This is a genomic window from Mesorhizobium sp. 131-2-1, assembly GCF_016756535.1.
GTDB lineage: Bacteria > Pseudomonadota > Alphaproteobacteria > Rhizobiales > Rhizobiaceae > Mesorhizobium.
Genome location: NZ_AP023247.1, coordinates 3,191,812 through 3,213,325 on the forward strand (window position 1 = coordinate 3,191,812; position 21,514 = coordinate 3,213,325).

General features: G+C 65.1%; 19 protein-coding genes. 18 read left to right on the forward strand and 1 reads right to left on the reverse strand.

What is annotated here, in order from left to right; translation table 11 throughout:
- Position 1: 1 nt before the first annotated feature.
- From argS to JG743_RS15360, 12 genes are all read left to right on the forward strand, one after another.
- Positions 2–1,759, forward strand: coding sequence for an arginine--tRNA ligase (gene argS, locus JG743_RS15305; protein ID WP_202301938.1), 1,758 nt, complete (start codon positions 2–4; stop codon positions 1,757–1,759).
- A 103-nt stretch (positions 1,760–1,862) separates the two neighbouring features.
- Positions 1,863–5,261, forward strand: coding sequence for an SPOR domain-containing protein (locus JG743_RS15310; RefSeq protein WP_202301940.1), 3,399 nt, complete (start codon positions 1,863–1,865; stop codon positions 5,259–5,261).
- A 133-nt stretch (positions 5,262–5,394) separates the two neighbouring features.
- Positions 5,395–6,414 (forward strand): beta-N-acetylhexosaminidase, encoded by a 1,020-nt coding sequence (gene nagZ / locus JG743_RS15315; protein WP_202301942.1) that lies wholly within the window; start codon positions 5,395–5,397, stop codon positions 6,412–6,414.
- 60 nt (positions 6,415–6,474) lie between these two features.
- Positions 6,475–7,275: a segregation and condensation protein A gene (locus JG743_RS15320; protein WP_202302640.1), complete on the forward strand. Its 801-nt coding sequence runs from the start codon at positions 6,475–6,477 to the stop codon at positions 7,273–7,275.
- Complete coding sequence (gene scpB / locus JG743_RS15325; RefSeq protein WP_202301944.1) at positions 7,272–8,027, forward strand: SMC-Scp complex subunit ScpB; 756 nt, start codon at positions 7,272–7,274, stop codon at positions 8,025–8,027. The genes JG743_RS15320 and scpB overlap by 4 nt, the downstream gene beginning before the upstream one ends.
- A gap of 180 nt (positions 8,028–8,207) precedes the next feature.
- On the forward strand, positions 8,208–8,429 hold the full coding sequence (locus tag JG743_RS15330) for a twin-arginine translocase TatA/TatE family subunit (RefSeq protein ID WP_202301946.1): 222 nt from the start codon (positions 8,208–8,210) through the stop codon (positions 8,427–8,429).
- A 29-nt stretch (positions 8,430–8,458) separates the two neighbouring features.
- Positions 8,459–9,199, forward strand: a complete 741-nt coding sequence (gene tatB, locus JG743_RS15335) for a Sec-independent protein translocase protein TatB (protein WP_202301948.1) — start codon at positions 8,459–8,461, stop codon at positions 9,197–9,199.
- Positions 9,196–10,071, forward strand: a complete 876-nt coding sequence (gene tatC / locus JG743_RS15340; RefSeq protein ID WP_202301950.1) for a twin-arginine translocase subunit TatC — start codon at positions 9,196–9,198, stop codon at positions 10,069–10,071. The genes tatB and tatC overlap by 4 nt, the downstream gene beginning before the upstream one ends.
- 185 nt (positions 10,072–10,256) lie before the next feature.
- On the forward strand, positions 10,257–11,561 hold the full coding sequence (serS, locus tag JG743_RS15345) for a serine--tRNA ligase (RefSeq protein ID WP_202301952.1): 1,305 nt from the start codon (positions 10,257–10,259) through the stop codon (positions 11,559–11,561).
- Positions 11,561–12,319, forward strand: coding sequence for a 5'/3'-nucleotidase SurE (surE, locus tag JG743_RS15350; protein ID WP_202301955.1), 759 nt, complete (start codon positions 11,561–11,563; stop codon positions 12,317–12,319). The genes serS and surE overlap by 1 nt, the downstream gene beginning before the upstream one ends.
- A complete protein-coding gene (locus JG743_RS15355; RefSeq protein WP_202301957.1) occupies positions 12,316–12,975 on the forward strand; it encodes a protein-L-isoaspartate(D-aspartate) O-methyltransferase in 660 nt (219 codons plus the stop codon). The genes surE and JG743_RS15355 overlap by 4 nt, the downstream gene beginning before the upstream one ends.
- Positions 12,976–13,089: 114 nt before the next feature.
- Complete coding sequence (locus JG743_RS15360; protein WP_202301959.1) at positions 13,090–14,610, forward strand: LysM peptidoglycan-binding domain-containing M23 family metallopeptidase; 1,521 nt, start codon at positions 13,090–13,092, stop codon at positions 14,608–14,610.
- A gap of 100 nt (positions 14,611–14,710) precedes the next feature.
- Here JG743_RS15360 and JG743_RS15365 read toward each other — a convergent pair whose 3' ends face one another.
- Positions 14,711–15,586 carry an ATP-binding protein gene (locus JG743_RS15365; protein WP_202301961.1) on the reverse strand — a complete coding sequence of 292 codons (876 nt, stop codon included), beginning with the start codon at positions 15,584–15,586 and terminating at the stop codon, positions 14,711–14,713.
- Positions 15,587–15,860: 274 nt separating this feature from the next.
- Between JG743_RS15365 and yajC the strand changes: the two genes are divergently transcribed.
- From yajC to JG743_RS15395, 6 genes are all read left to right on the forward strand, one after another.
- Positions 15,861–16,199 (forward strand): preprotein translocase subunit YajC, encoded by a 339-nt coding sequence (yajC, locus tag JG743_RS15370; protein ID WP_041004168.1) that lies wholly within the window; start codon positions 15,861–15,863, stop codon positions 16,197–16,199.
- Positions 16,200–16,251: 52 nt separating this feature from the next.
- A complete protein-coding gene (gene secDF, locus JG743_RS15375; protein ID WP_202301963.1) occupies positions 16,252–18,807 on the forward strand; it encodes a protein translocase subunit SecDF in 2,556 nt (851 codons plus the stop codon).
- A gap of 10 nt (positions 18,808–18,817) precedes the next feature.
- The gene (locus tag JG743_RS15380) at positions 18,818–19,207 is read left to right on the forward strand and encodes an Mth938-like domain-containing protein (protein WP_202301965.1); all 390 of its coding nucleotides are present in this window, start codon (positions 18,818–18,820) and stop codon (positions 19,205–19,207) included.
- Between the two features lies 1 nt (position 19,208).
- Positions 19,209–20,054, forward strand: a complete 846-nt coding sequence (locus JG743_RS15385; RefSeq protein ID WP_202301967.1) for a phytoene/squalene synthase family protein — start codon at positions 19,209–19,211, stop codon at positions 20,052–20,054.
- Between the two features lie 81 nt (positions 20,055–20,135).
- The gene (locus JG743_RS15390; RefSeq protein WP_202301969.1) at positions 20,136–20,561 is read left to right on the forward strand and encodes a hypothetical protein; all 426 of its coding nucleotides are present in this window, start codon (positions 20,136–20,138) and stop codon (positions 20,559–20,561) included.
- Complete coding sequence (locus JG743_RS15395) at positions 20,561–21,514, forward strand: sterol desaturase family protein (protein WP_202301971.1); 954 nt, start codon at positions 20,561–20,563, stop codon at positions 21,512–21,514. Before JG743_RS15390 ends, JG743_RS15395 begins: the two co-directional genes overlap by 1 nt.

The window sequence follows — 21,514 nt, forward strand, 5'->3', positions numbered from 1 at the left end:
AATGAACATCTTCGCCGATTTCAACGCGCGAGTCATAAAAGCCGTCGAAGCGCTTGATCTGACAGACAAGGACGGCGCGCCGCTCGACCTCTCACGCATTGCCGTCGAGCCGCCGCGCGACGCCAGCCACGGCGACCTCGCCACCAACGCCGCAATGGTGCTGGCCAAGCCCACCGGGCAGAACCCGCGGGCGCTGGCCGAAAGGCTGGCCGACGCGCTGCGCGGCGATGCCGACGTCGCGGCGGCCGACGTCGCCGGTCCCGGCTTCGTCAATCTCAGGCTGAAGGACGGTTTCTGGCAGGCCCATCTCGCGGCCTTGCTCGGTGAGGGCCGCGACTACGGCCGCTCGACCATCGGCGGCGGCCGCAAGGCCAACGTCGAGTACGTCTCGGCCAATCCGACCGGCCCGATGCATGTCGGCCATTGCCGTGGCGCGGTGGTCGGCGACACCCTCGCCAACCTGATGGCCTTTGCCGGCTACGACGTCACCAAGGAATATGTCATCAACGACGCCGGCTCGCAGATCGACGTGCTCGGCCGTTCGGCCCTGCTGCGCTACCGCGAGGCGCTCGGCGAGGCAATCGGCGAGATCCCGCCCGGGCTCTATCCGGGCGACTATCTCGTTCCGGTCGGCCAGGCGCTGGTAAAGGAATTCGGCGGCAAGCTGCTGCAGATGCCGGAAGACGAGGCGCTGGCCATCGTCAAGGATCGCACGATCGACGCGATGATGGCGATGATCCGCGAGGATCTGGCGCTGCTCAACGTGCATCACGACGTCTTCTTCTCCGAGCGCACGCTGCACGCCGACCATGCCAAGAAGATCCGCTCGGCGATCGCCGACCTGACGCTGAAGGGCCATATCTACAAGGGCAAGCTGCCGCCGCCCAAGGGCGAGAAGCCGGACGACTGGGAAGACCGCGAGCAGACCCTGTTCCGCTCGACGGCCGTTGGCGACGACATGGACCGGGCGCTGGTCAAGTCGGACGGCTCCTTCACCTATTTCGCCGCCGATGTCGCCTACCTCAAGGACAAGGTCGAGCGCGGCTTCGTCGACCTGATCTATGTGCTGGGCGCCGACCATGGCGGTTACGTCAAGCGGCTGGAAGCGGTCGCCCGGGCCATCGCCGGCGACGAGGTGAAGCTCACCGTGCTGCTTTGCCAGCTGGTGAAACTGTTCCGCGACGGCGAGCCAGTCCGAATGTCGAAGCGCTCCGGCGATTTCATCACGCTGCGCGAGGTGGTCGAAGAGGTCGGCCGCGATCCGATCCGCTTCATGATGCTCTACCGCAAGAACGACGCGCCGCTCGATTTCGACTTCGCCAAGGTGACCGAGCAGTCGAAGGACAATCCGGTGTTCTACGTGCAGTACGCCTCGGCGCGCTGCCACTCGGTGTTCCGCCAGGCGAGCGAGCAGCTCGGCGAAGCCAGTTTCGACCGAAGCCGGCTGACGGCGTCGGTGGCTTCGCTGACCGACGAGGGCGAAATCGGCCTGATCCGGAAGCTAGCTGAATATCCCAGGCTAATCGAATCCGCGGCTCTTGCATTGGAGCCGCACAGGCTGGCATTCTACCTCTACGATCTGGCTTCCAGCTTCCATGGGCACTGGAACCGGGGGACCGACAATCCCGACTTACGTTTTGTTAAGGTTAACGACCGACAATTGACGTATGCCAGACTAGGGCTGGTGCAGGCCGTTTCGGACGTTTTGACGTCCGGCCTGACGCTGATAGGGGCGGATGCGCCCACCGAGATGCGTTAGGTTTGACTAAAAAACCTGTCACCTTTTGCCCACATTGCGCTGGTAAGGGCCAACCCTGCGCGACGTCCATGGCGTCCGAATGTGTGCGAGTTCGGGAACAATAATGGCAGACAGAACCCAGCTGAAAGTAGCCGATCGCAACGACATCGCTGACGACGATCCGTTTGCGGAACTGACCAGGATCATGGGTTTCGACCCGCGCCAGCCGGTAAAGCCGCAGGCGCCTGTCCAGACGGCTGCGCCCGCCAATCAACCTGCCGCGGAGGGCGATTTCGACATCGACCTCGAGAAAGAGCTGATGGGCGAGTTCGGCGCAGAGGAGAGCGCCGCCATCGCGCCGCCGCCGGAGCCGGCTTTCGAAGCTGCCGCCCCCGATGCTCTGGACGACGAGCTTGCCGCTTCGCTCGACCAGGATTTCGTGTTCGACGATATCGAGGACCATCATTTCGCCGCCGTGCCCGCGGTAGAGGCTGCGGCGGCGCCGCAGGTCGATGCGGAACCGCAGTTCGAAGCGGCCTTCGATGAGGATTTCAGTCAGGCGGTCGCCAGCTCGCTCGATGACGTCTCGCCGCTCGAGGACGATCTGCCGATGGACGACGAGCTTGCGGCGTCGCTCGATCGGGAATTCCAGCTCGACGATCATGCCGTCGAGGCGGTCGACCTCCCTGCCGCAGAGATTGCGGCGCCGGCGGGCGAAACCGCTTTCGAAGACGATTTCGACAATGCCGCTTCCCTGTCGCTCGAGGATGAACTGACGCTCGACAGCCATCTGGCGGCGGACGATCATGTCGCCCCGGCCGTTGCCAAGCATCCCGCGCCCGTGCAGGCTGTGGCTGACCATGCGGTGCCTGAGCAGGACTTTGCCGGTCATTTCGACGAGACGCTGGCCGATGTCGAGATGGATTTCGACGTGCAGGCTGAAGAGCCGGTCGAGATCGAGGCGCCGTCGGCCGTTGAAGCGCCGGCCGAGCCCGCCCGTGCCGCCGAGATGGATGTGCCCGAGCTTGCCGTGCAGGAAGCCTTCGATGACGATTTCGAACTCGGGGCCGATGATGCGCTGGCCGAAGAGCCGGTAACTGTCGAAGCGCCGGCCGAGGCCGCCTACGTCGCCGATACGAACGAGGATGCCCCTGAGCTTCTCGCGCAGGAAGCCTTCGACGACCATTTCGAGCTTGATATCGATGACCTGCCGGCCGAAGAGGTCGAACAGCCGGCCGCTGAAATCGCTGCCGCAGCAGTCGCCCCCGTTGCACCTGTCGTCGCCGCAGTCGCACCGATCGCGCCCGTCGTCGCCACGGTCGAACCGCCGAAGCCGGTCGCTGCAGCCGATGAGCGCAGCCTGGAGGATGAGCTCAATGCGCTGCTCGGCGCCATGAGCCGGCCGATTCCTGTTGCCAGGGAACCCGAACCCATCCGTCAGCCAGTGGTCGAGAAGCCCACCGTCCAGCAGGCGGCGGCCGACCTCGACTGGAACCTCGATGAGCAGCAGGCCGCACCGGCCGAGGCTGCCGCGCCAGACATAGATTTCGACGACGACGCGTTCGATGCGGCCTTTGCCAGGGGCATCGAGGGCGATAGGGAGCCTGGCCATGCTGTGGCGCCGGCGTCGGGTTCGCAGGACTGGCTGCGCTCGACCCCGCCCGAACCGGAGCGGTCGTGGAGCCGCGTGACCCCGGTGGCGGCACCCGCTCAGGCTTCATTCACGGCCCAGCCGATGGCGTCAGTGGCGCCGGTGTCGACCGCGCCCTCATACCGGCAGGAGCCGGTCGTGGAGGACGTTCCGATCTACGCCGAGCCCGAGCCCGCACAGCCGGACCATCAGCAGGCCTATGACGAGATGCCCGACGTCGAGACGGTCGACGTGCCGGAGCGTGTGGTGGCACTTGCCGACGACCTCGATATCCCCGAACTGGACTTCGAGGAAGAAAAGCTCGCGGCGCCGGCCTATGACGATCTCGACGCCGAGTTTGCCGGTCTGTTGAATGAGATGAACGCAGTCGAGGTCGCGCCGACACCGGCACCGGCTCGAGCCGCTTATGAGGACGACAGTTACAGCGCCGGGTTCAAGCCGGGCTACGATCACGGCGAAGCGCGCGCCTATGCGGCGGCGAAGCCGGCCGAAATGTCGGCTGCCCCGGCGCCGGCGTCCCAGGCTGCCGCGACAAGCGGCTTCGACATGGACGACCTGCCCGGCAGCCGCCCGGTCTCGCAGGCCGACGAATTCGCCGTCGACGAACTCGACTACGATCCCGAGCTGGACCAGGAGATGGCGGTGCCGGGCCTTGCCGAGCGCGAGGCCGCAAGGCCACGTGGCCGCGGCCTGCTGGTCGCCGCCGTTGTCGGTGCCGTGGCTCTGGCGGGCGGTATTGGCGCCTTTGCCTTGTCCTTCGGTGGCAAGGGCGTCAGTGAGGCGCCCGTTATCGTCAAGGCCGACAACACGCCGATCAAGGTCAAGCCGGAGAACCCGGGCGGCACAGTGGTGCCGAACCAGGACAGCAAGGTCTATGACGCGGTCGTCAAGGGCACCAAGCCGGCCGAGCCGGTGCAGGAGAAGCTGGTCACCAACAGCGAAGAGCCGGTGGACGTGAAAGCCAAGGAGCCGGAGAGCCGCGTTGTCGATCTTTCGCCCGCCGATACCAACGCCGCTTCGGGCACGGACGCTGGGGGCAATGCCGCCGCAACCGTGATGCCGGGCGTGGACGTGCCGGGCAATACCGATGCGGCGCCGGCTCCGGCGCCGAAATCCGAGGATCGCATAGCCCAGGTCCTGCAGGAAGCCGACAAGGGGACCAACCCGGAAGTCGTCGCCGTCGCGCCGCGCAAGGTCAGGACCATGATGGTCAAGCCCGATGGCTCGCTGGTTGCACGCGAAGATCCTGCACCTGAGGCTGCCCCGCAGGTCGCTGCCGCCGAACCGGCCGATCCGGCGCCGCAGCATGTCGCCCCTGCGGCGCAGGCCGGCGCCGAGCAGACCGGCACCGTGGCGCCGGCAACCGATCAGGCAAGCGATCTGCCGACCGACCAGGTCGCCAGCGCCGACCAGACCGAGGCCGCAGAGCCGCTCAAGCCGGCCGAGGCGCCGAAGGCCGAGGCGAAGGCTGAGGCCAAGACTCAGACCACCCACACCCAGTCGGCCAACACGCCGGCCACGGTTCCGGTGGCGCCGCAGCGCCCGTCCGACCAGCCGGTCGATGTGGTCGGCGAGGTCAAGCCGGACCAGGTCGCCTCCATTTCGCCGAGCGCGGCAGCGGCAGGCGGTGGTTCGTGGTCGATGCAGATCGCCTCGCAGCCGACGGTTGAAAGCGCGCAGTCGACCTACCAGGACCTGCAGCGCCGCTACGGCAGCGTGCTGTCGGGCCGCACCGCCAACATCGTCAAGGCCGAGATTGCCGGCAAAGGCACCTTCTACCGCGTCCGTGTGCCGGCGCAGTCGCGCAACGACGCGATCAACCTGTGCACCAGCTACAAGGCGGCCGGCGGCAACTGCTTCGTGTCGCGCTGAGCCAGGTCACAGCCAATCAGAACCGGCGCGGCCGCAGGGCCGCGCCGGTTTTTTGTGGACCGGGATCGGGCCGTCGACCGCATGGCAGGCGGGGTGATTCCCTTTGTCCGCGCGAAGCCCTAAGCTCCAAGGCATGACCGAATCAAAATCCATGATCCTGGGCTGCGCCGGGAAATCGCTCACCCCGGAGGAAATCCGCTTCTATGGCGGCGAGCGGCCCTGGGGTTTCATCCTGTTTGCCCGCAATGTCGGCGAGACCGAGCAGATCCGCGATCTCGTAGCCTCGATGCGCGATGCCGTCGGGCGCCCGGACGCCCCGGTGTTCATCGACCAGGAGGGCGGACGGGTGCAGCGCCTGCGGCCGCCGCTGGCGCCGAACTATCCGGCAGGCGGAGCGCTTGGCGCGCTGTGGCGCAACGACCGCGACGCCGGCCGCCGTGCCGCCTGGCTGATGGCGCGGCTGCATGCTTTCGACCTTCTTCGCCATGGCATTACCGCCGATTGCCTGCCGGTGCTCGACGTGCCGGTGGAAGGCGCCAGCGACGTCATCGGCGCGCGCGCCTACGGCAAGGAGCCGGGCGCCGTGATCGAGCTTGGCCGCGCCGCGGCGGAGGGGCTGATGTCGGGCGGCGTGCTGCCGGTGATGAAGCACATTCCGGGGCATGGACGGGCCTTTGCCGACACCCATTTCGAGCTGCCGACGGTCGATACGCCGCTCAGCGAGCTGCGCAGCCATGATTTCGCTCCGTTCAAGGCGCTCAACCATTTGCCGATGGCGATGACGGCGCATGTCGTCTACAGCGCCGTCGATCCGGAGAACCCGGCGACGACCTCGGCGAGGGTGGTCAACGACATCATCCGCGGCGAGATCGGCTTCGACGGGCTGCTGATGAGCGATGACACCTCGATGAGGGCACTTTCTGGGGATTTCCCGGCAAAGGCGGCGGCAATCCTTGCGGCGGGCTGCGATCTCGTCCTTCACTGCAACGGGGTTTTCGAGGAAATGTCGGGGATCGCGTCACGCACTACGGCGCTTGCGGGCAAGTCGCTCGAGCGCGCCGAGCGGGCGCTGACCTATATTAAGGATCGTGACCTCGCGAACGAGACCGAAATACGCGCTGAGTTTGCCACCTATTTCGACGCGGTGGCCTGACAGAGGAAGATAGGGGCAGTGGCGGAAACATTGGACAGCAAGGCCGCGAAGGCTGCACCGATGGACCGTCTGTGGGCCAAGAACGACGATTCACGCGTCACCGGCGACCCGTCGCTGGTCGTCGACGTCGCCGGCTTCGAGGGCCCGCTCGATCTTCTCCTGCACCTGGCGCGCAACCAGAAGGTCGATTTGGCTCGCATATCGATCCTGGCACTGGCCGAGCAGTATCTGGCTTTCGTCGAGAAGGTGAGGGCGCTGAGGCTGGAGCTTGCCGCGGACTATCTGGTGATGGCGGCTTGGCTTGCTTTCCTGAAGTCGAAGCTTCTGATCCCCAAGCAGCCGGGCGAAGAGGGCGAAAGCGGCGAGGAACTGGCGGCGGTGCTGCAGTTCCGGCTGAAACGGCTGGAGGCGATGCGCGATGCTTCGGCCAGGCTGGTCAACCGCAATCGGCTCGGCCGCGACGTGTTCGCGCGCGGCATGCCGGAAATGGTCATCATCGAGAAGCGCAACGCGTACTCCGCCTCGCTCTACGATCTGCTCACCGCCTACGCTCAGCAGCGCCAGAAGCAGGCGATCAACAACGTGACGATCGCCAGGCGTGCCGTGTGGTCGCTCAAGGACGCGCGCGACATCCTGAACAGGCTGGTCGGTTCGCTCAGCGACTGGACGGCGCTGGACAGTTTCCTGATCGCGTATCTCGCCACTCCGGAAGAGCGGCGTACGGCGGTCGCCAGTTCCTTCGCCGCGACGCTCGAACTGGTACGCGAAGGCAAGTTTGACATGCGGCAGGACCAGGTGTTCGCGCCGATCTATCTGCGCGGCCGTGCGCAAGGCATAAAGGCAGTCGAGGTGGTAGCATGAGCGAACGCGCTAACGCTTCGGTCATTCCGTTCAAGGTCGACGACGAGGCGGAGGAAGCTGCGGTCGAGCAGGGTTCGGTCGAGAACCCGGCCGAGCGGCTGCTTCTTGCGGAAGCCGTGCGCATGGCCGAGGCGATCATCTTCGCCAGCGCCGAGCCGGTCAGCGAAAGGCAGCTGGCGGCCCGCCTGCCGGACGGCATCAACATTGCCGCGGCGATGGCCGATCTGCAGCAGATCTATGCCAGGCGCGGCGTCAATCTGGTGCGTGTCGGCGATGCCTGGGCCTTCCGCACCGCCGGCGATCTCGCCTTCCTGATGAGCCGCGACACAGTCCAGCAAAGGAAGCTCTCCCGCGCGGCGCTCGAAGTGCTGGCGATCATCGCCTACCACCAGCCGGTGACGCGGGCCGAGATCGAGGACATCAGGGGCGTCGAAACCTCGAAAGGCACGCTCGACACGCTGATGGAGACGGAATGGATCAGGATGCGCGGCCGTCGCCGCACACCCGGCCGTCCCGTTACCTACGGCACGACGGACGCCTTCCTCGATCATTTCGCGCTGGAGGAGATCCGCGATCTTCCCGGCATGGAGGAACTGAAAGGCGCCGGGTTGCTTTCAACGCGCATGCCGTCGAATTTCTCCGTGCCGCTGCCACCGTCCGACCCTGACGCGCTGACCGAGGACGAGGATGAATTGACCGACATCGACCTCGAGGAACTCGGCCTTTTGACGCCACGCGTCACGGAAGATTGACCCGTCAGCCGCTGTCAAAAACGGCCTTCCAGCGGTAGATGCGCCGATTGGTAGCGGGGCGCGTTGCCGAAATTGCGTGACATCGGCCGCGCCTTCATAAACTTTGTCGCGGTTGTGTTTGAATCCCAACGCGAAAACGCATAGATCATCGCCAGGGAAAACATTCGAGAGAGAGTAGCTATGGGTTCGTTTTCGATTTGGCACTGGATGATCGTCCTGGTGATCGTGCTGCTGGTGTTCGGCCGCGGCAAGATTCCCGAGCTGATGGGCGACATGGCCAAGGGCATCAAGAGCTTCAAGAAGGGCATGGCCGACGACGACGTTGCCGATGACAAGCGCACCGTCGAGCACCGCGCGGACGAGACCGTTTCGACGGTGAAGGAAAAGGCCAGCAAGAGCTGAGCCCGAGGTTCTAGTCGGAACAGATTGCCATGTTTGAAGTCGGCTGGACCGAGATGCTGGTGATCGCGGTCGTCATGATCGTGGTCGTCGGGCCGAAGGATTTGCCCAACATGCTGCGCACTTTCGGCCGCACGACGGCAAAGCTGCGCGCCATGGCCGCCGACTTCCAGAAGCAGTTCAACGAGGCGCTGAAGGAAGCCGAGCTCGACGACGTCAAGAAGTCGGTCGACGAACTCAGGGGCCTCAGCCCTGTTGCCGAGATCCGCAAGCAGCTCAACCCGTTCGAACAGGCGGCGGCCGATGTCCGCTCCGGCGTCGATGCCGTGATGAAGCCGAAGCCGGCCGCAGATCCCGCCACGCCAGCGGCGTCGACGGCGCAGGCCAGCGAACCCCTCAAGAACGGCGCGACGGTATTGCCCGGTGTCGAGGCCCCGGAAGCGGCCCCGGCGGGGCCGATCTTCCCGGCGATGACCGACGATGCGGTGGTGACGCCGGCGGTTGCCGCCACAGCGGCAGCGTCGAGCAAGGCGGAAGCCAAGAAGCCGGCAGCGGCGAAGGTTGCCAAGGCACCGGCAAAGCCGACGCCAGCGAAGCCGGCCAAGCCAGCCGCACCAGCAAAGACATCCAAGCCGGCCGCAGCCAAGGCTGCGACAAAGGCTGAAGCGAAGCCGGCACCGGCGAAGAAACCGGCGACGAAGCCCGCGCCGGCGACGAAGCCCGCGCCGGCGACGAAGCCCGCGCCTAAGAAGACGGCGGGAGCCGCCAAGTGAGCGTGACGGATCAGGAAAGAGACGAGATCGAGAAGTCTTCGGCACCGCTGATCGAGCATCTGATCGAGCTGCGCCGGCGGCTGATCTGGTCGCTGGGCGGCTTCTTCGTCGCTTTCCTCGTCTGCTTCTTCTTTGCCAAGCGGCTGTTCAACCTTCTGGTCGTCCCGTTCAAATGGGCGACCCAGTGGGCCGGGCTCGACCCGCACAAGGTCGAACTGATCTACACCGCGCCGCAGGAATTCTTCTTCACGCAGGTCAAGCTTGCGATGTTCGGCGGCATGGTCATCGCCTTTCCGCTGATCGCCACGCAGATCTACAAATTCATCGCGCCCGGCCTCTACAAGAACGAGCGCAACGCCTTCCTGCCGTTCCTGATCGCCTCGCCGATCCTGTTCCTGATGGGCGCGTCGCTGGTCTATTTCTTCTTCACGCCGATGGTGATGTGGTTCTTCCTCGCCATGCAGCAGACCGGCACCAACGACCAGGTGCAGATCTCGCTGCTGCCGAAAGTGTCGGAGTATCTCAGCCTGATTATGACGCTGATCTTCTCCTTCGGCCTGGTGTTCCAGTTGCCGGTGGTGACCAGCCTGATGACCAGGGTCGGCATGCTGTCGTCGAAGGCGCTGGCCGAGAAGCGCAAATGGGCGATCGTCATTGCCTTCGTCGTCGCCGCGGTGCTGACGCCGCCCGATCCGATGAGCCAGATCGGCCTCGCCATCCCGACCATCCTGCTCTACGAGGTCGCCATCTGGTCGGCCCGGCTGATCGAACGCGGCCAGGAGCGTGACCGTCTGGCGCGCGAGAAGCAGGACGCCGGAGCGGAAGTGGCCGAGAAGGCCGCGGATGCCTCTTCGACGCAGGCTCCAAGCTAGGCAGAGCCGGAAAAACACGGGTGGCGGCATCCGCCCGTCTTGCATCGATCAGGGATGCGGTTTACGCCCTCTGGCCGAAACGCATCGCCGTGAGGCGATGCGTTTCGGTTTTGCTTGAAGCATGTCGTTGTCCCAAAACCGCTGCTGACTTTTGGGCGACATGCTTAGCCGAGGACGGACAAACCATGCTTGACATCAAATGGATTCGCGACAACCCGAAGGCCCTTGTCGAGGCGCTGGTGAAGCGCTCGTGGTCAACCGGAGAGGCGCAGTCCACCGTCGACGGGCTGATCGCCAGCGATGAGGCGCGGCGCGAGCATCTGACCGAGCTGCAGGTGAAGCAGGAACGCCGCAACGCCGCCTCGAAGGAGATCGGCAACGCGATGCGTTCGGGCGATGCCGCACTTGCTGAGAGGCTCAAGACGGAAGTCGGCGAGATCAAGGCCTTCATCCAGAACGGTGAAGCGCGCGAGCGCGAGCTCGACAAGGCGCTGAACGACGCGTTGGCCGTGCTGCCCAATGTGCCGCTGGCCGACGTTCCGGTCGGCAAGGACGAGCATGACAATGTCGTCAAGCGCACCGTCGGCAAGGCGCCGGCGCGGCCGAACTGGGTGAGAGAGCACTTCGAGATCGGCGAAGCGCTGGGCATGATGGATTTCGAGCGGGCGGCGAGGCTTTCCGGCTCGCGCTTCACGGTGCTGACCGGCCAGCTCGCGCGCATGGAGCGCGCGCTCGGCCAGTTCATGTTGGACCTTCACACCACCGAGCACGGCTATGAGGAAGTCCAGCCGCCATTGATGGTGCGCGACGAGGTGCTGTTCGGCACCGGACAATTGCCGAAATTCGAGGGCGACCTCTTCTTCACCTCGCATGGCGACGGCCGGTTGGGCCTGATCCCCACCGCGGAAGTGTCGCTCACCAACCTCGTGCGCGAGGAGATCACCGCGCACGAAAAGCTGCCGCTGCGCTACACGGCGCTTACGCCATGCTTCCGCTCGGAAGCGGGGTCGGCCGGGCGCGACACGCGCGGCATGCTGCGCCAGCACCAGTTCTACAAGGTGGAACTGGTCTCGATCACCGATCAGGAGACGTCGATCGCCGAGCATGAGCGCATGACGGAATGCGCCGAAGCGGTTCTGAAGCGACTGGAGCTGCCGTTCCGCACCATGACGCTGTGCACCGGCGACATGGGGTTCGGCGCGCGCAAGACCTATGACATCGAGGTGTGGCTGCCCGGCCAGAACGCCTATCGCGAAATCTCGTCCTGTTCGGTCTGCGGCGATTTCCAGGCCAGGCGCATGGATGCCCGCTACAAGGACAGGGACGGCAAGGGCAACCGCTTCGTCCATACGCTCAACGGTTCGGGCACCGCCGTCGGCCGCGCGCTTATCGCCGTCATCGAAAACTACCAGAATGGGGATGGCAGCGTAACCATTCCTGAAGCGCTGCGGCCTTACATGGGTGGTCTGACCAAGATCGAATCGAAGTAATGCGCATTCTCTTGACCAATGACGACGGCATCCACGCCGAGGGCCTGGCGTCGCTCGAGCGTATCGCGCGCACGCTGTCGGACGACGTCTGGGTGGTGGCGCCGGAACAGGACCAGTCCGGCTATGCGCATTCGCTGTCGATCTCGGAGCCGCTGCGGCTGAGGAAGATCGGCGACAAGCATTACGCCGTGCGCGGCACGCCGACCGACTGCGTCATCATGGGCGTGAAGAAGATCCTGCCTGGAATGCCCGACCTGATCCTGTCGGGTGTCAATTCCGGCGCTAACATCGCCGACGACGTCACCTATTCGGGTACGGTCGCGGGCGCCATGGAGGGCGCGCTGCTCGGCGTGCGCTCGATCGCGGTCAGTCAGGCCTATTCCTATGTCGGCGAGGACCGCGTCGTTCCCTATGAGACGACCGAGGCGCTGGCGCCGGCGCTGTTGAAAAAGCTGGTGGCGATGCCGCTGCCGGACGGCGTGCTGCTCAACGTCAATTTTCCCAATTGCGCGCCCGACGAAATCGAGGGCACCGTCGTCACCTCGCAGGGCAAGCTGGTGCACAGCCTGTGGGTCGACGAGCGCCGCGACGGGCGCGGCCTGCCTTACTACTGGCTGCGCTTCGGCCGCGAGCCGGTCGAGGGCAAGAAAGGCACCGATCTCCACGCCATGCGCAACCGGCTGGTGTCGGTGACGCCGCTGCAGCTCGACCTTACCGCCCATGAAATCCGCGACCAACTGACCAAGGCGCTCGCATGAACCAGCCCGTTTCCGTCGACGACCGCGAAGGCTTTGCCGCTTTCCTGCTGCGCCTGCGCGGCCGCGGCTCGGCGCCGAAGCCGCTGATCGCCGCGTTCGAGGCGACACCGCGCCGCGGCTTCCTCAACGGGCAGTTCCATTCGATCGCCTGGTCGGAAGGCATGCTGCCGATAGAATGCGGTGAGGCGATCGAGGGCGCCGACCTGCAGGCGGCGGTGATCGCGGCCCTTGGCCTCGAGCCCGGCAACCGCGTGCTCGAGATCGGCACCGGGTCGGGCTATACGGCGGCGGTGATGTCTCGGCTGGCCGCGCGCGTCGTCACCATCGACCGCTACAAGACACTGACCGAGCAGGCCAGGCAGCGCTTCGAGGCGCTCGGCATCGGCAATGTGATTGCCCGCCAGGCTGACGGCTCCAACGGATTGGCGAATGAAGGTCCCTTCGACCGCATCGTCGCCTGGGCGGCCTTCGACAGCCTGCCGCGTTTCCTGCTCGACCAGCTGTCGAGCGGCGGCGTGGTCATTGCGCCGATCGGCCCGGAGGAGGGCGAGCAGGTGCTGGCCAAGCTCACCAAGGTCGGCAGCCGCTTCGAGCGCGAGGATATCGGCATCGTCAGGCTGCAGCCGATCCTGCGCAGCGTCGCCTCGGTCATCTAACGCCCTTCAAATATTTTAAGAAAATTTTCGTCGGATTCTAAGGGGTTAACCGACCAGTAACATTAACGCGCTTTAATCATGACCAGTTGTACCGGGTCTGTGCGGGTTAGTGCGATGCAATTCAGTGTTTTGAAGGCAAACGGACGCAATCTGGCGCGTGGCTGCGCCGTCCTCATGATCGCAGGCGCCGCCGCGGGGTGCAGTTCCCAGGTCGCCCGCTTCAATGGTGTCGACGATGTCTTCACCTCGTCCACCAACAACCAGCGCGCCATCATCGACAAGCAGGATGTCGCCCAGCCCTATCCGGGCGATACGGTCGCACCAGCGCCTGTCGACGGCAGTCATACCCAGTCGGTGAGCCGCTCCAGCCTCGAGCCGGTTTCGGTCCAGCAGTTGCCGCCGCCCTCGCAGCCTGCCCTGGCGCCCGCCGTGAAGCCGGTGCGCAGCGCGGCCGCGCCAGCACCGGCGCTCGCCCCCGCCGCTCCGCATGTCGACAGGACGACCACCGGCACCGTTGCGTCGGCGACGAAGCCGTTCAAGGAAGCGCAGCCTGATGCTCCGAAGATGGCGGCTGCCGGCACGCCCCGCGCCACCGAGATCGTGGTCCGGGACGGCGAGACGATTTCCGGCCTGGCGCAGCACTACAAGGTGCCGGCCGATGTGATCATGAAGGTCAACGGGCTGAGCGCGACCAAGGACCTGAAGACGGGCCAGAAGCTGGTCATTCCCGCCTATGCCTATTCGAGCAAGGAGCCGGCGCAGAAAGTCGCCGATACCAGGCCCGCGAACACGCCGAAGCCTGCCAATGCGCCCGAGAAGGTCGCCGTGCTGCCGCAGCAGCCGAAACTCAAGGACGGCAAGTCGGCCGCGCCGGTCGACGCTTCCGCTGCCGCCAGCGGATCGAAGGACGCCAAGCCCGCGACGCAGGTTGCTTCGGCCAAGCCGGCCGGGGCCGGCGGCACCTACACGGTGCAGCAGGGCGATACGCTGTCATCCATCGCCAGGAAGACCGGTGTCGGCGTCGTCGCGCTGAAGCAGGCGAACGGCATGCAGGACGGCCTGCTCAAGATCGGCCAGACGCTGAAGGTTCCGGCCGGGGGCAGCGCCACGGTCGCCGCGGCGAAGCCGGCCAAGATCGACCCGGTGACGACCGCCACCGCGCAGCCGGCGGCGAAGCCGACCGAGACGCTCGCCTCCTACACGCCGCCGAAGAAGGACGCCAAGGTCATCCAGCAGGCCGAGGACGACGATGCGGTGGCGCCGGATGCCACCGGCATCGGCAAGATGCGCTGGCCGGTGCGCGGCCGGGTGATCTCCAGCTTTGGTTCCGGCAAGGACGGCGTCGACATCGCGGTGCCGGAGGGCACGCCGGTCAAGGCGGCCGAGAACGGCGTGGTCATCTATGCCGGCGACGGGCTGAAGGAATTCGGCAACACCGTCCTGGTGCGTCACGAGAACGGGCTGGTCACCGTCTACGGCCACGCCAGCTCGATCGAGGTGCAGCGCGGCCAGAAGGTCAAGCGTGGCCAGGAGATCGCGCTGTCCGGCATGAGCGGCACCACCGACTCGCCGAAGCTGCACTTCGAGGTGCGCAAGAACTCCGCCCCGGTCGATCCGTCGGGCTATCTCGAATAGAAGAAGAACAATTGCGGGCCGTCTGCGACCTCCAGTCCAGCCCGCCGGCTCAGCCCGCTCCGCAAGGGGCGGGCTCTTTCAGTTGCGGCCAGGCCGGTACTCAATCCTTGAGAGGCTTGCCGAGGCGTCCCGCCAGATCCTGGGTGAACTGCCAGGCCACACGGCCGGAGCGGCTGCCGCGCGTCGTCGCCCATTCCAGCGCCTCGGCACGCAAGGTCTCGGGGTCGATGGCCAGCCCATGATGGCGGACATAGCCGTCGATCATGTCGAGATACTCGTCCTGCGAACATTTGTGAAAGCCGAGCCAGAGGCCAAAACGGTCGGACAGCGAGACTTTTTCTTCCACGGCCTCCGACGGATTGATGGCGGTCGAGCGCTCATTGTCGATCATGTCGCGCGGCAACAGATGCCGCCTGTTGGAGGTGGCGTAGAAGATGACGTTGGCCGGGCGGCCCTCGACGCCGCCTTCCAGCGCTGCCTTCAGCGACTTGTAGGAGGTGTCGTCGTGGTCGAATGAGAGATCGTCGCAAAACAGGATGAAGCGGAAAGGCGCCGCCTTGAGCAATCCCATCAGCTTCGGCAGCGTGTCGATGTCCTCGCGGTGGATCTCGATCAGCTTTAGCGGCCGGTCGAGCTTGTCGGAGGCGTTGACCGCGGCATGCACCGCCTTGACCAGCGACGATTTGCCCATGCCGCGCGCGCCCCACAACAGTACGTTGTTGGCGGCGTAGCCCGAGGCGAAGCGCTCGGTGTTATCGACAAGGATGTCACGGACGCGATCGACGCCGCGGATCAGCCCGATGTCGACGCGGTTGACCTTGCGCACCGGCTCCAGATAGCCGGGATCGGCCTGCCAGACGAAGCAATCGGCCCCGGCAAGGTCGGTTTGCGGCACCGGCGGCGGCGCGAGGCGGGTGACCGCTTCGATCAGGCGGTCGAGCTTCTGGTTCAGTGCGTCGAGGGTGCTGTCGGTCATGTCTTGTCTTTTGGTCTGGCGTTCGGGATCGGGCGGGCGGAAATCCGCTCTTTCGCGGCGGGATAAGAACCGCTTCCAACCTTTTGTCGGAGCATGATCTTTTCCACGGACCGCGTCCGGCATTCGGCGATCATGCTCTAACACGCGCCAACCGGCCGGAAAAGCAGCGGATTCGCCGGGCGGCGCAGTTGCATTGGCAACTTTACCGACTATATTCCGGCCAAATTTCGCGGGGCCGCCTTGTGGCGGTTTTTCACCATCCAGGAGTTTTCTGATGTTCGTTACACCGGCATACGCTCAGGGCGTCGGCGCCTCGCCAGATATGTTCATCAGCATTTTGCCGTTTGTCCTGATTTTCGTGATCATGTATTTTCTGATCATCCGGCCTCAGCGCGCGCAGCTGAAGAAGCGCCAGGAGATGCTCTCGGCGGTGCGGCGCGGCGACACGGTCGTGACCGGCGGCGGTTTCGTCGGCAAGGTGACCAAGGTGATCGACGACAACGAGCTTGAGATCGATCTTGGCGGCGGCACCAAGGTGACGGCGCTGCGCTCGACGATCTCGGACGTGCGCGTCAAGGGTGAGCCGGTGGCGAACCAGAACGCCAAGAAATAACCGAATTGAAGGCGGAACGCTGCCGCTTGTACGCCTGAACGGATAAGAACGAATGCTCTATTTCTCGCGCCTGAAGATGATCCTGATCTGGCTGGCCGTGGCCGCCACCGTGGTCCTCGCCGCGCCCAATCTGTTTCCCGCCAGCACACTGACGCAACTGCCCAGCTGGGTGCCGAAGCGGCAGATGACGCTCGGTCTCGACCTGCAGGGCGGTTCGCACATCCTGCTTCAGATGAACCAGAACGACCTGATCAAGGATCGGCTGGAGACATCGCGCGACGAGATCAGGACGCTGCTGCGCGACGCCAATCCCAAGATCAACTACACCGGCCTTTCCGGATCGGGCCGCACGGTGCAGGTCCGCATCACCGATCCCAGCCAGATCGACGCCGCCAAGAAGGTGCTGAAGCCGCTGACCGATCCGGTGGCCGCCGGGCTGTTCACCGGCGGTTCCGTCCAGGAGATGACCCTGGACGATTCCGAGCCGGGCCTGCTCAAGTTCACCGTCACCGACGCCGGCATCAAATACCGCACGTCGACTGCGCTGACGCAGTCGATCGAGGTCGTCGAGCGGCGCGTCAACGAGCTCGGCACGACCGAGCCGATCGTGCAGCGCCAGGGTGATGACCGTATCCTCGTCCAGGTGCCGGGCCTGCAGGACCCGCAAAGGCTGAAGGAAATCCTCGGCCAGACCGCCAAGCTGACGTTCCAGATGGTCGATCAGTCGATGCCGGTCCAGGACGCGCTCAACGGCCGTCCGCCCGCGGGCTCCTCGATCCTCTATTCGCAGGATGATCCGCCGGTACCCTATCTGATCGAGAACCGCGTCATCGTTTCGGGCGAGAACCTCGTCGACGCGCAGGCGACCTACAATTCCCAGAACAACGAGCCGGTCGTTTCCTTCCGTTTCGATTCCAAGGGCGCGACCCGCTTCGGCCAGGCGACGGCGCAGAACGTCGGCAAGCTGTTCGCCATCGTCCTCGACAACCAGGTGATCTCGGCGCCGCAGATCCGCGAACCGATCCTCGGCGGCACCGGCCAGATCTCCGGCAATTTCACCGCTCAAAGCGCCAATGATCTCGCCGTGCTGCTGCGCGCCGGCGCGCTGCCGGCGACGCTGACGGTGATCGAGGAGCGCACGGTGGGTCCGGGCCTCGGACAGGACTCCATCCATGCCGGCAAGGTCGCCGGCATCATCGGCTCGATCCTCGTCGTCGCCTTCATGTTCGTCGCCTACGGCTTCCTCGGCTTCCTCGCCAACATCGCGCTTGCGGTGCACGTGGCGATGATCGTCGGGCTGCTGTCGCTGCTCGGCGCGACGCTGACCTTGCCCGGTATCGCCGGTATCGTGCTGACCATCGGCATGGCGGTCGATTCCAACGTTCTGATCTACGAGCGTATCCGCGAGGAGCGGCGCAACGGCCGCTCGGTGATCCAGGCGATCGATACCGGCTTCACCAAGGCCTTGGCGACCATCGTCGATTCCAACGTCACGTCCCTGATCGCGACGGTGGTGCTGTTCTATCTCGGCACCGGCCCGGTGAAGGGTTTCGCCATCACCTACGCCATCGGCATCCTGACCACGGTCTTCACCGCTTTCACCTTCACCCGGCTGCTGGTGTCGATCTGGCTGCGCCGCGCCCGGCCGAAGGAACTGCCGAAGGCGCCGGTGACCTTCATTCCGCCGGGTACGAAGATCCCGTTCATGGGCATCCGCCGCTGGACCTTCGCGCTCTCCAGCCTGTTGTCGATCTTGTCGGTCGTGCTGTTCTTGACCGTCGACATCAACTACGGCATCGACTTCAAGGGCGGATCGCTGATCGAGGTGCAGGCCAAGACCGGCAATGCCGATCTCGCCGACATCCGCGGCAGGCTGACGGAGCTCAACATCGGCGAGGTCCAGGTGCAGCAGTTCGGCGAGCCGAACGACGTGCTGATCCGCGTCGGCACCCAGGACGGCGGCGAGAACGCCGAGCAGACCGTCATCGACAAGGTGCGCGGCGAATTGCAGGACCAGTATGATTTCCGCCGCGTCGAAGTGGTGGGACCGACGGTTTCGGGCGAACTGGCCAAGCAGGGAACGATCGCCATGCTGATCGCGCTGATCGGCATCCTGATCTATGTCTGGTTCCGATTCGAATGGCAGTTCGCTGTCGGCGCCATCGTCGCCACGATCCACGATGTGGTGATGACGATCGGCTTCTTCGTCATAACGGGATTGGAATTCAACCAGTCATCGCTGGCGGCAATTCTCACCATCATCGGTTATTCGCTGAACGACACCATCGTCGTCTATGACCGCGTCCGCGAGGATCTTCGAAAATACAAGAAGATGCCGCTGCCGCAGCTGTTGAACAACGCCATCAACGAGACGCTGTCGAGAACGACGCTGACCTCGGTGACGACGATCCTGGCGCTGTTGGCGCTGGTGCTGTTCGGCGGCGAGGTGATCCGTTCGTTCACCATGGCGATGCTGTTCGGCGTGGTGTTCGGCACCTATTCGTCGATCTTCATCGCCGCGCCGTTGCTGATCCTGTTCAAGTTGCGGCCGCAGGCCGCGACCGCCGACGAGGAGAAGCCGGTGAACGGCAAGGCCGTGGCGACCTGACGCCGCGGCCGTGGCCAAGGGCATCGTCATCCGCGAGGCGCATTTCCCCGGCCGGGCGCCGATCGAGGCCTATGGCAATGGCGGCTTCCGCTTCGCCGACATGTCGCATCGCGGCTCGCTGCTCTGCCTGCCGTCCGGCATCCATGGCTGGGAGCCGGCCGATCCGCTGGCACTGACGATAGCGGATTTCGACAAGCTGCTGGTCGAGGCCGGCAAGGTCGAGATCCTGCTGGTCGGCACCGGCAAGGATCTGCGGCCGCTGCCTGGGGCGCTGCGCGCCGCGCTGAAGGAAGCCGGCATTGCGGCCGACCCGATGTCGACCGGTGCTGCCGTGCGGACCTACAACGTCCTGCTCGCCGAGGACCGCGCCGTGGCCGCAGCGCTGATTCCCGTCGACTGACGTGAGCGACAATCCCAAAATCGTCATGGATGCGGTGCGCGCCGCCGACCACGATCGCTATCTCAGCGCGCTCTATGCGCCCGCCGACAAGCGCGACGCGCTGTTTTCACTCTATGCTTTCAATGCCGAGATCGCGTCGGTTCGCGACCGCATCCATGAGCCGCTGCCCGGCGAAGTGCGGCTGCAATGGTGGCGCGATGTCATCACGGCGGAAAGCGACGCGGAGACCGGCCACCCGATCGCCGATGCATTGAGGGCGACGATTTCCACCAACCGGCTGCCCAAGGCCGCCTTCGACAACATGCTCGAAGCACGCATCTTCGACCTTTACGATGATCCGATGCCGTCGCGCACCGATCTCGAAGGCTATTGCGGCGAGACCGCCGCGGCACTCATCCAGCTTGCGGCGATGATGCTCGATCCCCAGGAGGCGCCGCGTTTCGCCGAACTGGCGGGGAGGGCGGGCTGCGCGCAAGCGATCATCGGTCTCTTGCTGCTGTTGCCACTGCATCGCAGGCGCGGCCAATGTTTTGTGCCTGCGGATATCCTCGCGGCGGCCGGCTCATCATCGGAAGAATTCGTCAAAGGGGACGGCGGCCCTGGCGCGCAGCGTGCGGTCTCGGCGATGATCGCCTTGGCGCGGGACCATCTCGGTGCCTTCGAGCAAGGAGCCGCGGCGCTGCCGGCTTCGCTGCGCCCGGCCTTCCTGCCGCTCGCGTTGACGCGCGCCTATCTCGGCAGGTTGGAGAAGACCGGGCAATCGCCGCTCGGCACAGCAAGGCTTTCCACCTTGCGCAAGCATTGGCTGCTCTTGCGTCATGCCAGCCGCGGCTGGTCGCCCATTTGACGTAAACGTCAATCGTGCTAGGTGTTCTGCCGGTCGGACTCGCGTCGAAGAAGCACGAGCCGCCGGAGGAGACGCCTTTCCATGAGCCTGCCGGTCCTGGTCGTCCTTGTCGTAATCGGCATTGCGCTGTCGGTCGCGGCCGTACATTTCACTGGCGGCACCAGGACGGCGACGCTTGCAGATGCCGGTCAGGCGCTAGCGCGTTTTGCCGAGGATTTTCCCGACGAGAAGCCGGCGGCGGTGCGTCTAACGGCGGATCGGCGGGCGGCGTTTCTCGCGCTCGGGCCGGCGCGCACCGGCATCGTCAGCAGCATCGGCGATTGCTTCCTGACGCGCATCGTCACCGCGCGCGACATCCTGGCGCTGACCGTCGACGATCCGCTGACGATCTCCATCAGGCTCGGCGACTTCACCTGGAAGGGCGGCCGGTTCGCCTTTGCCGTCGAGGCCGACGCCAAAGCGGTGGCGGCGGCGTTGCAAGACCATCGGACCCGGGAGGCCGCGTGATGGACGACTACAATTTTCCGCAGGTCACCCAGCTAGCCATCCCGTTCTTCGTCGCCGCGATCCTGATCGAGCTCTGGCTGGTGCGCACCGGCCGCGCCAAGGGATCGTTCGAGACGCGCGACACGCTGACCAGCCTGATGATGGGGACCGGCAATGTCGTGGCCGGCCTGCTGCTCGGCGTCGTCTCCTACTGGGCGCTTTTGTGGCTGTGGCAGTTCCGCTTCTTCAATCTCGGCCTGTCGGTCTGGGTGTTCGTGGCCGCCTTCCTGCTCGACGATTTGCGCTACTATGTCTATCACCGCATCGCGCACCGGGTGCGCTGGGTGTGGGCCGAGCACGTCAACCACCATTCCAGCCAGCACTACAATCTGTCGACGGCGCTGCGGCAAAGCTGGACCGGGCTGTTCACCTTCATGTTCGTGCTGCAGGCGCCGCTGGTGCTGCTCGGCTTCCATCCGGCGGTGATCGCCTTCGTCTTCGGCTTCAACCTGGTCTGGCAGTTCTGGATCCACACCGAGGCGGTCGGCAAGATGTGGGGCTGGTTCGAATTCATCTTCAACACGCCCTCGCATCACCGCGTCCACCATGCCACCAATCCGCGCTATCTCGACGCCAACTATGCGGGCACGCTGATCATCTGGGACCGCATGTTCGGCACCTTCGTCGAGGAGTTGGAGGAGGACCGGCCGCGCTACGGCATCGTCAAGAACATCGGCACCTTCAATCCGCTGAAGGTCGCGTTCCACGAATGGATCGGCATGTTCAAGGATGCGCTGATGCCGGGGCTGACGCTGCGCCAGCGTTTCAACTATCTCGTCCAGCCGCCAGGCTGGAGTCATGATGGCTCGCGCGATACGTCGGAGACGTTGAAGGCGGCCTATGTCAGGCGCAATCCAGGCGAGGCGGGCAAGCCAGGGCTGCAGGAGGCGACTGGCCCTCAGGCCGCAGAGTGA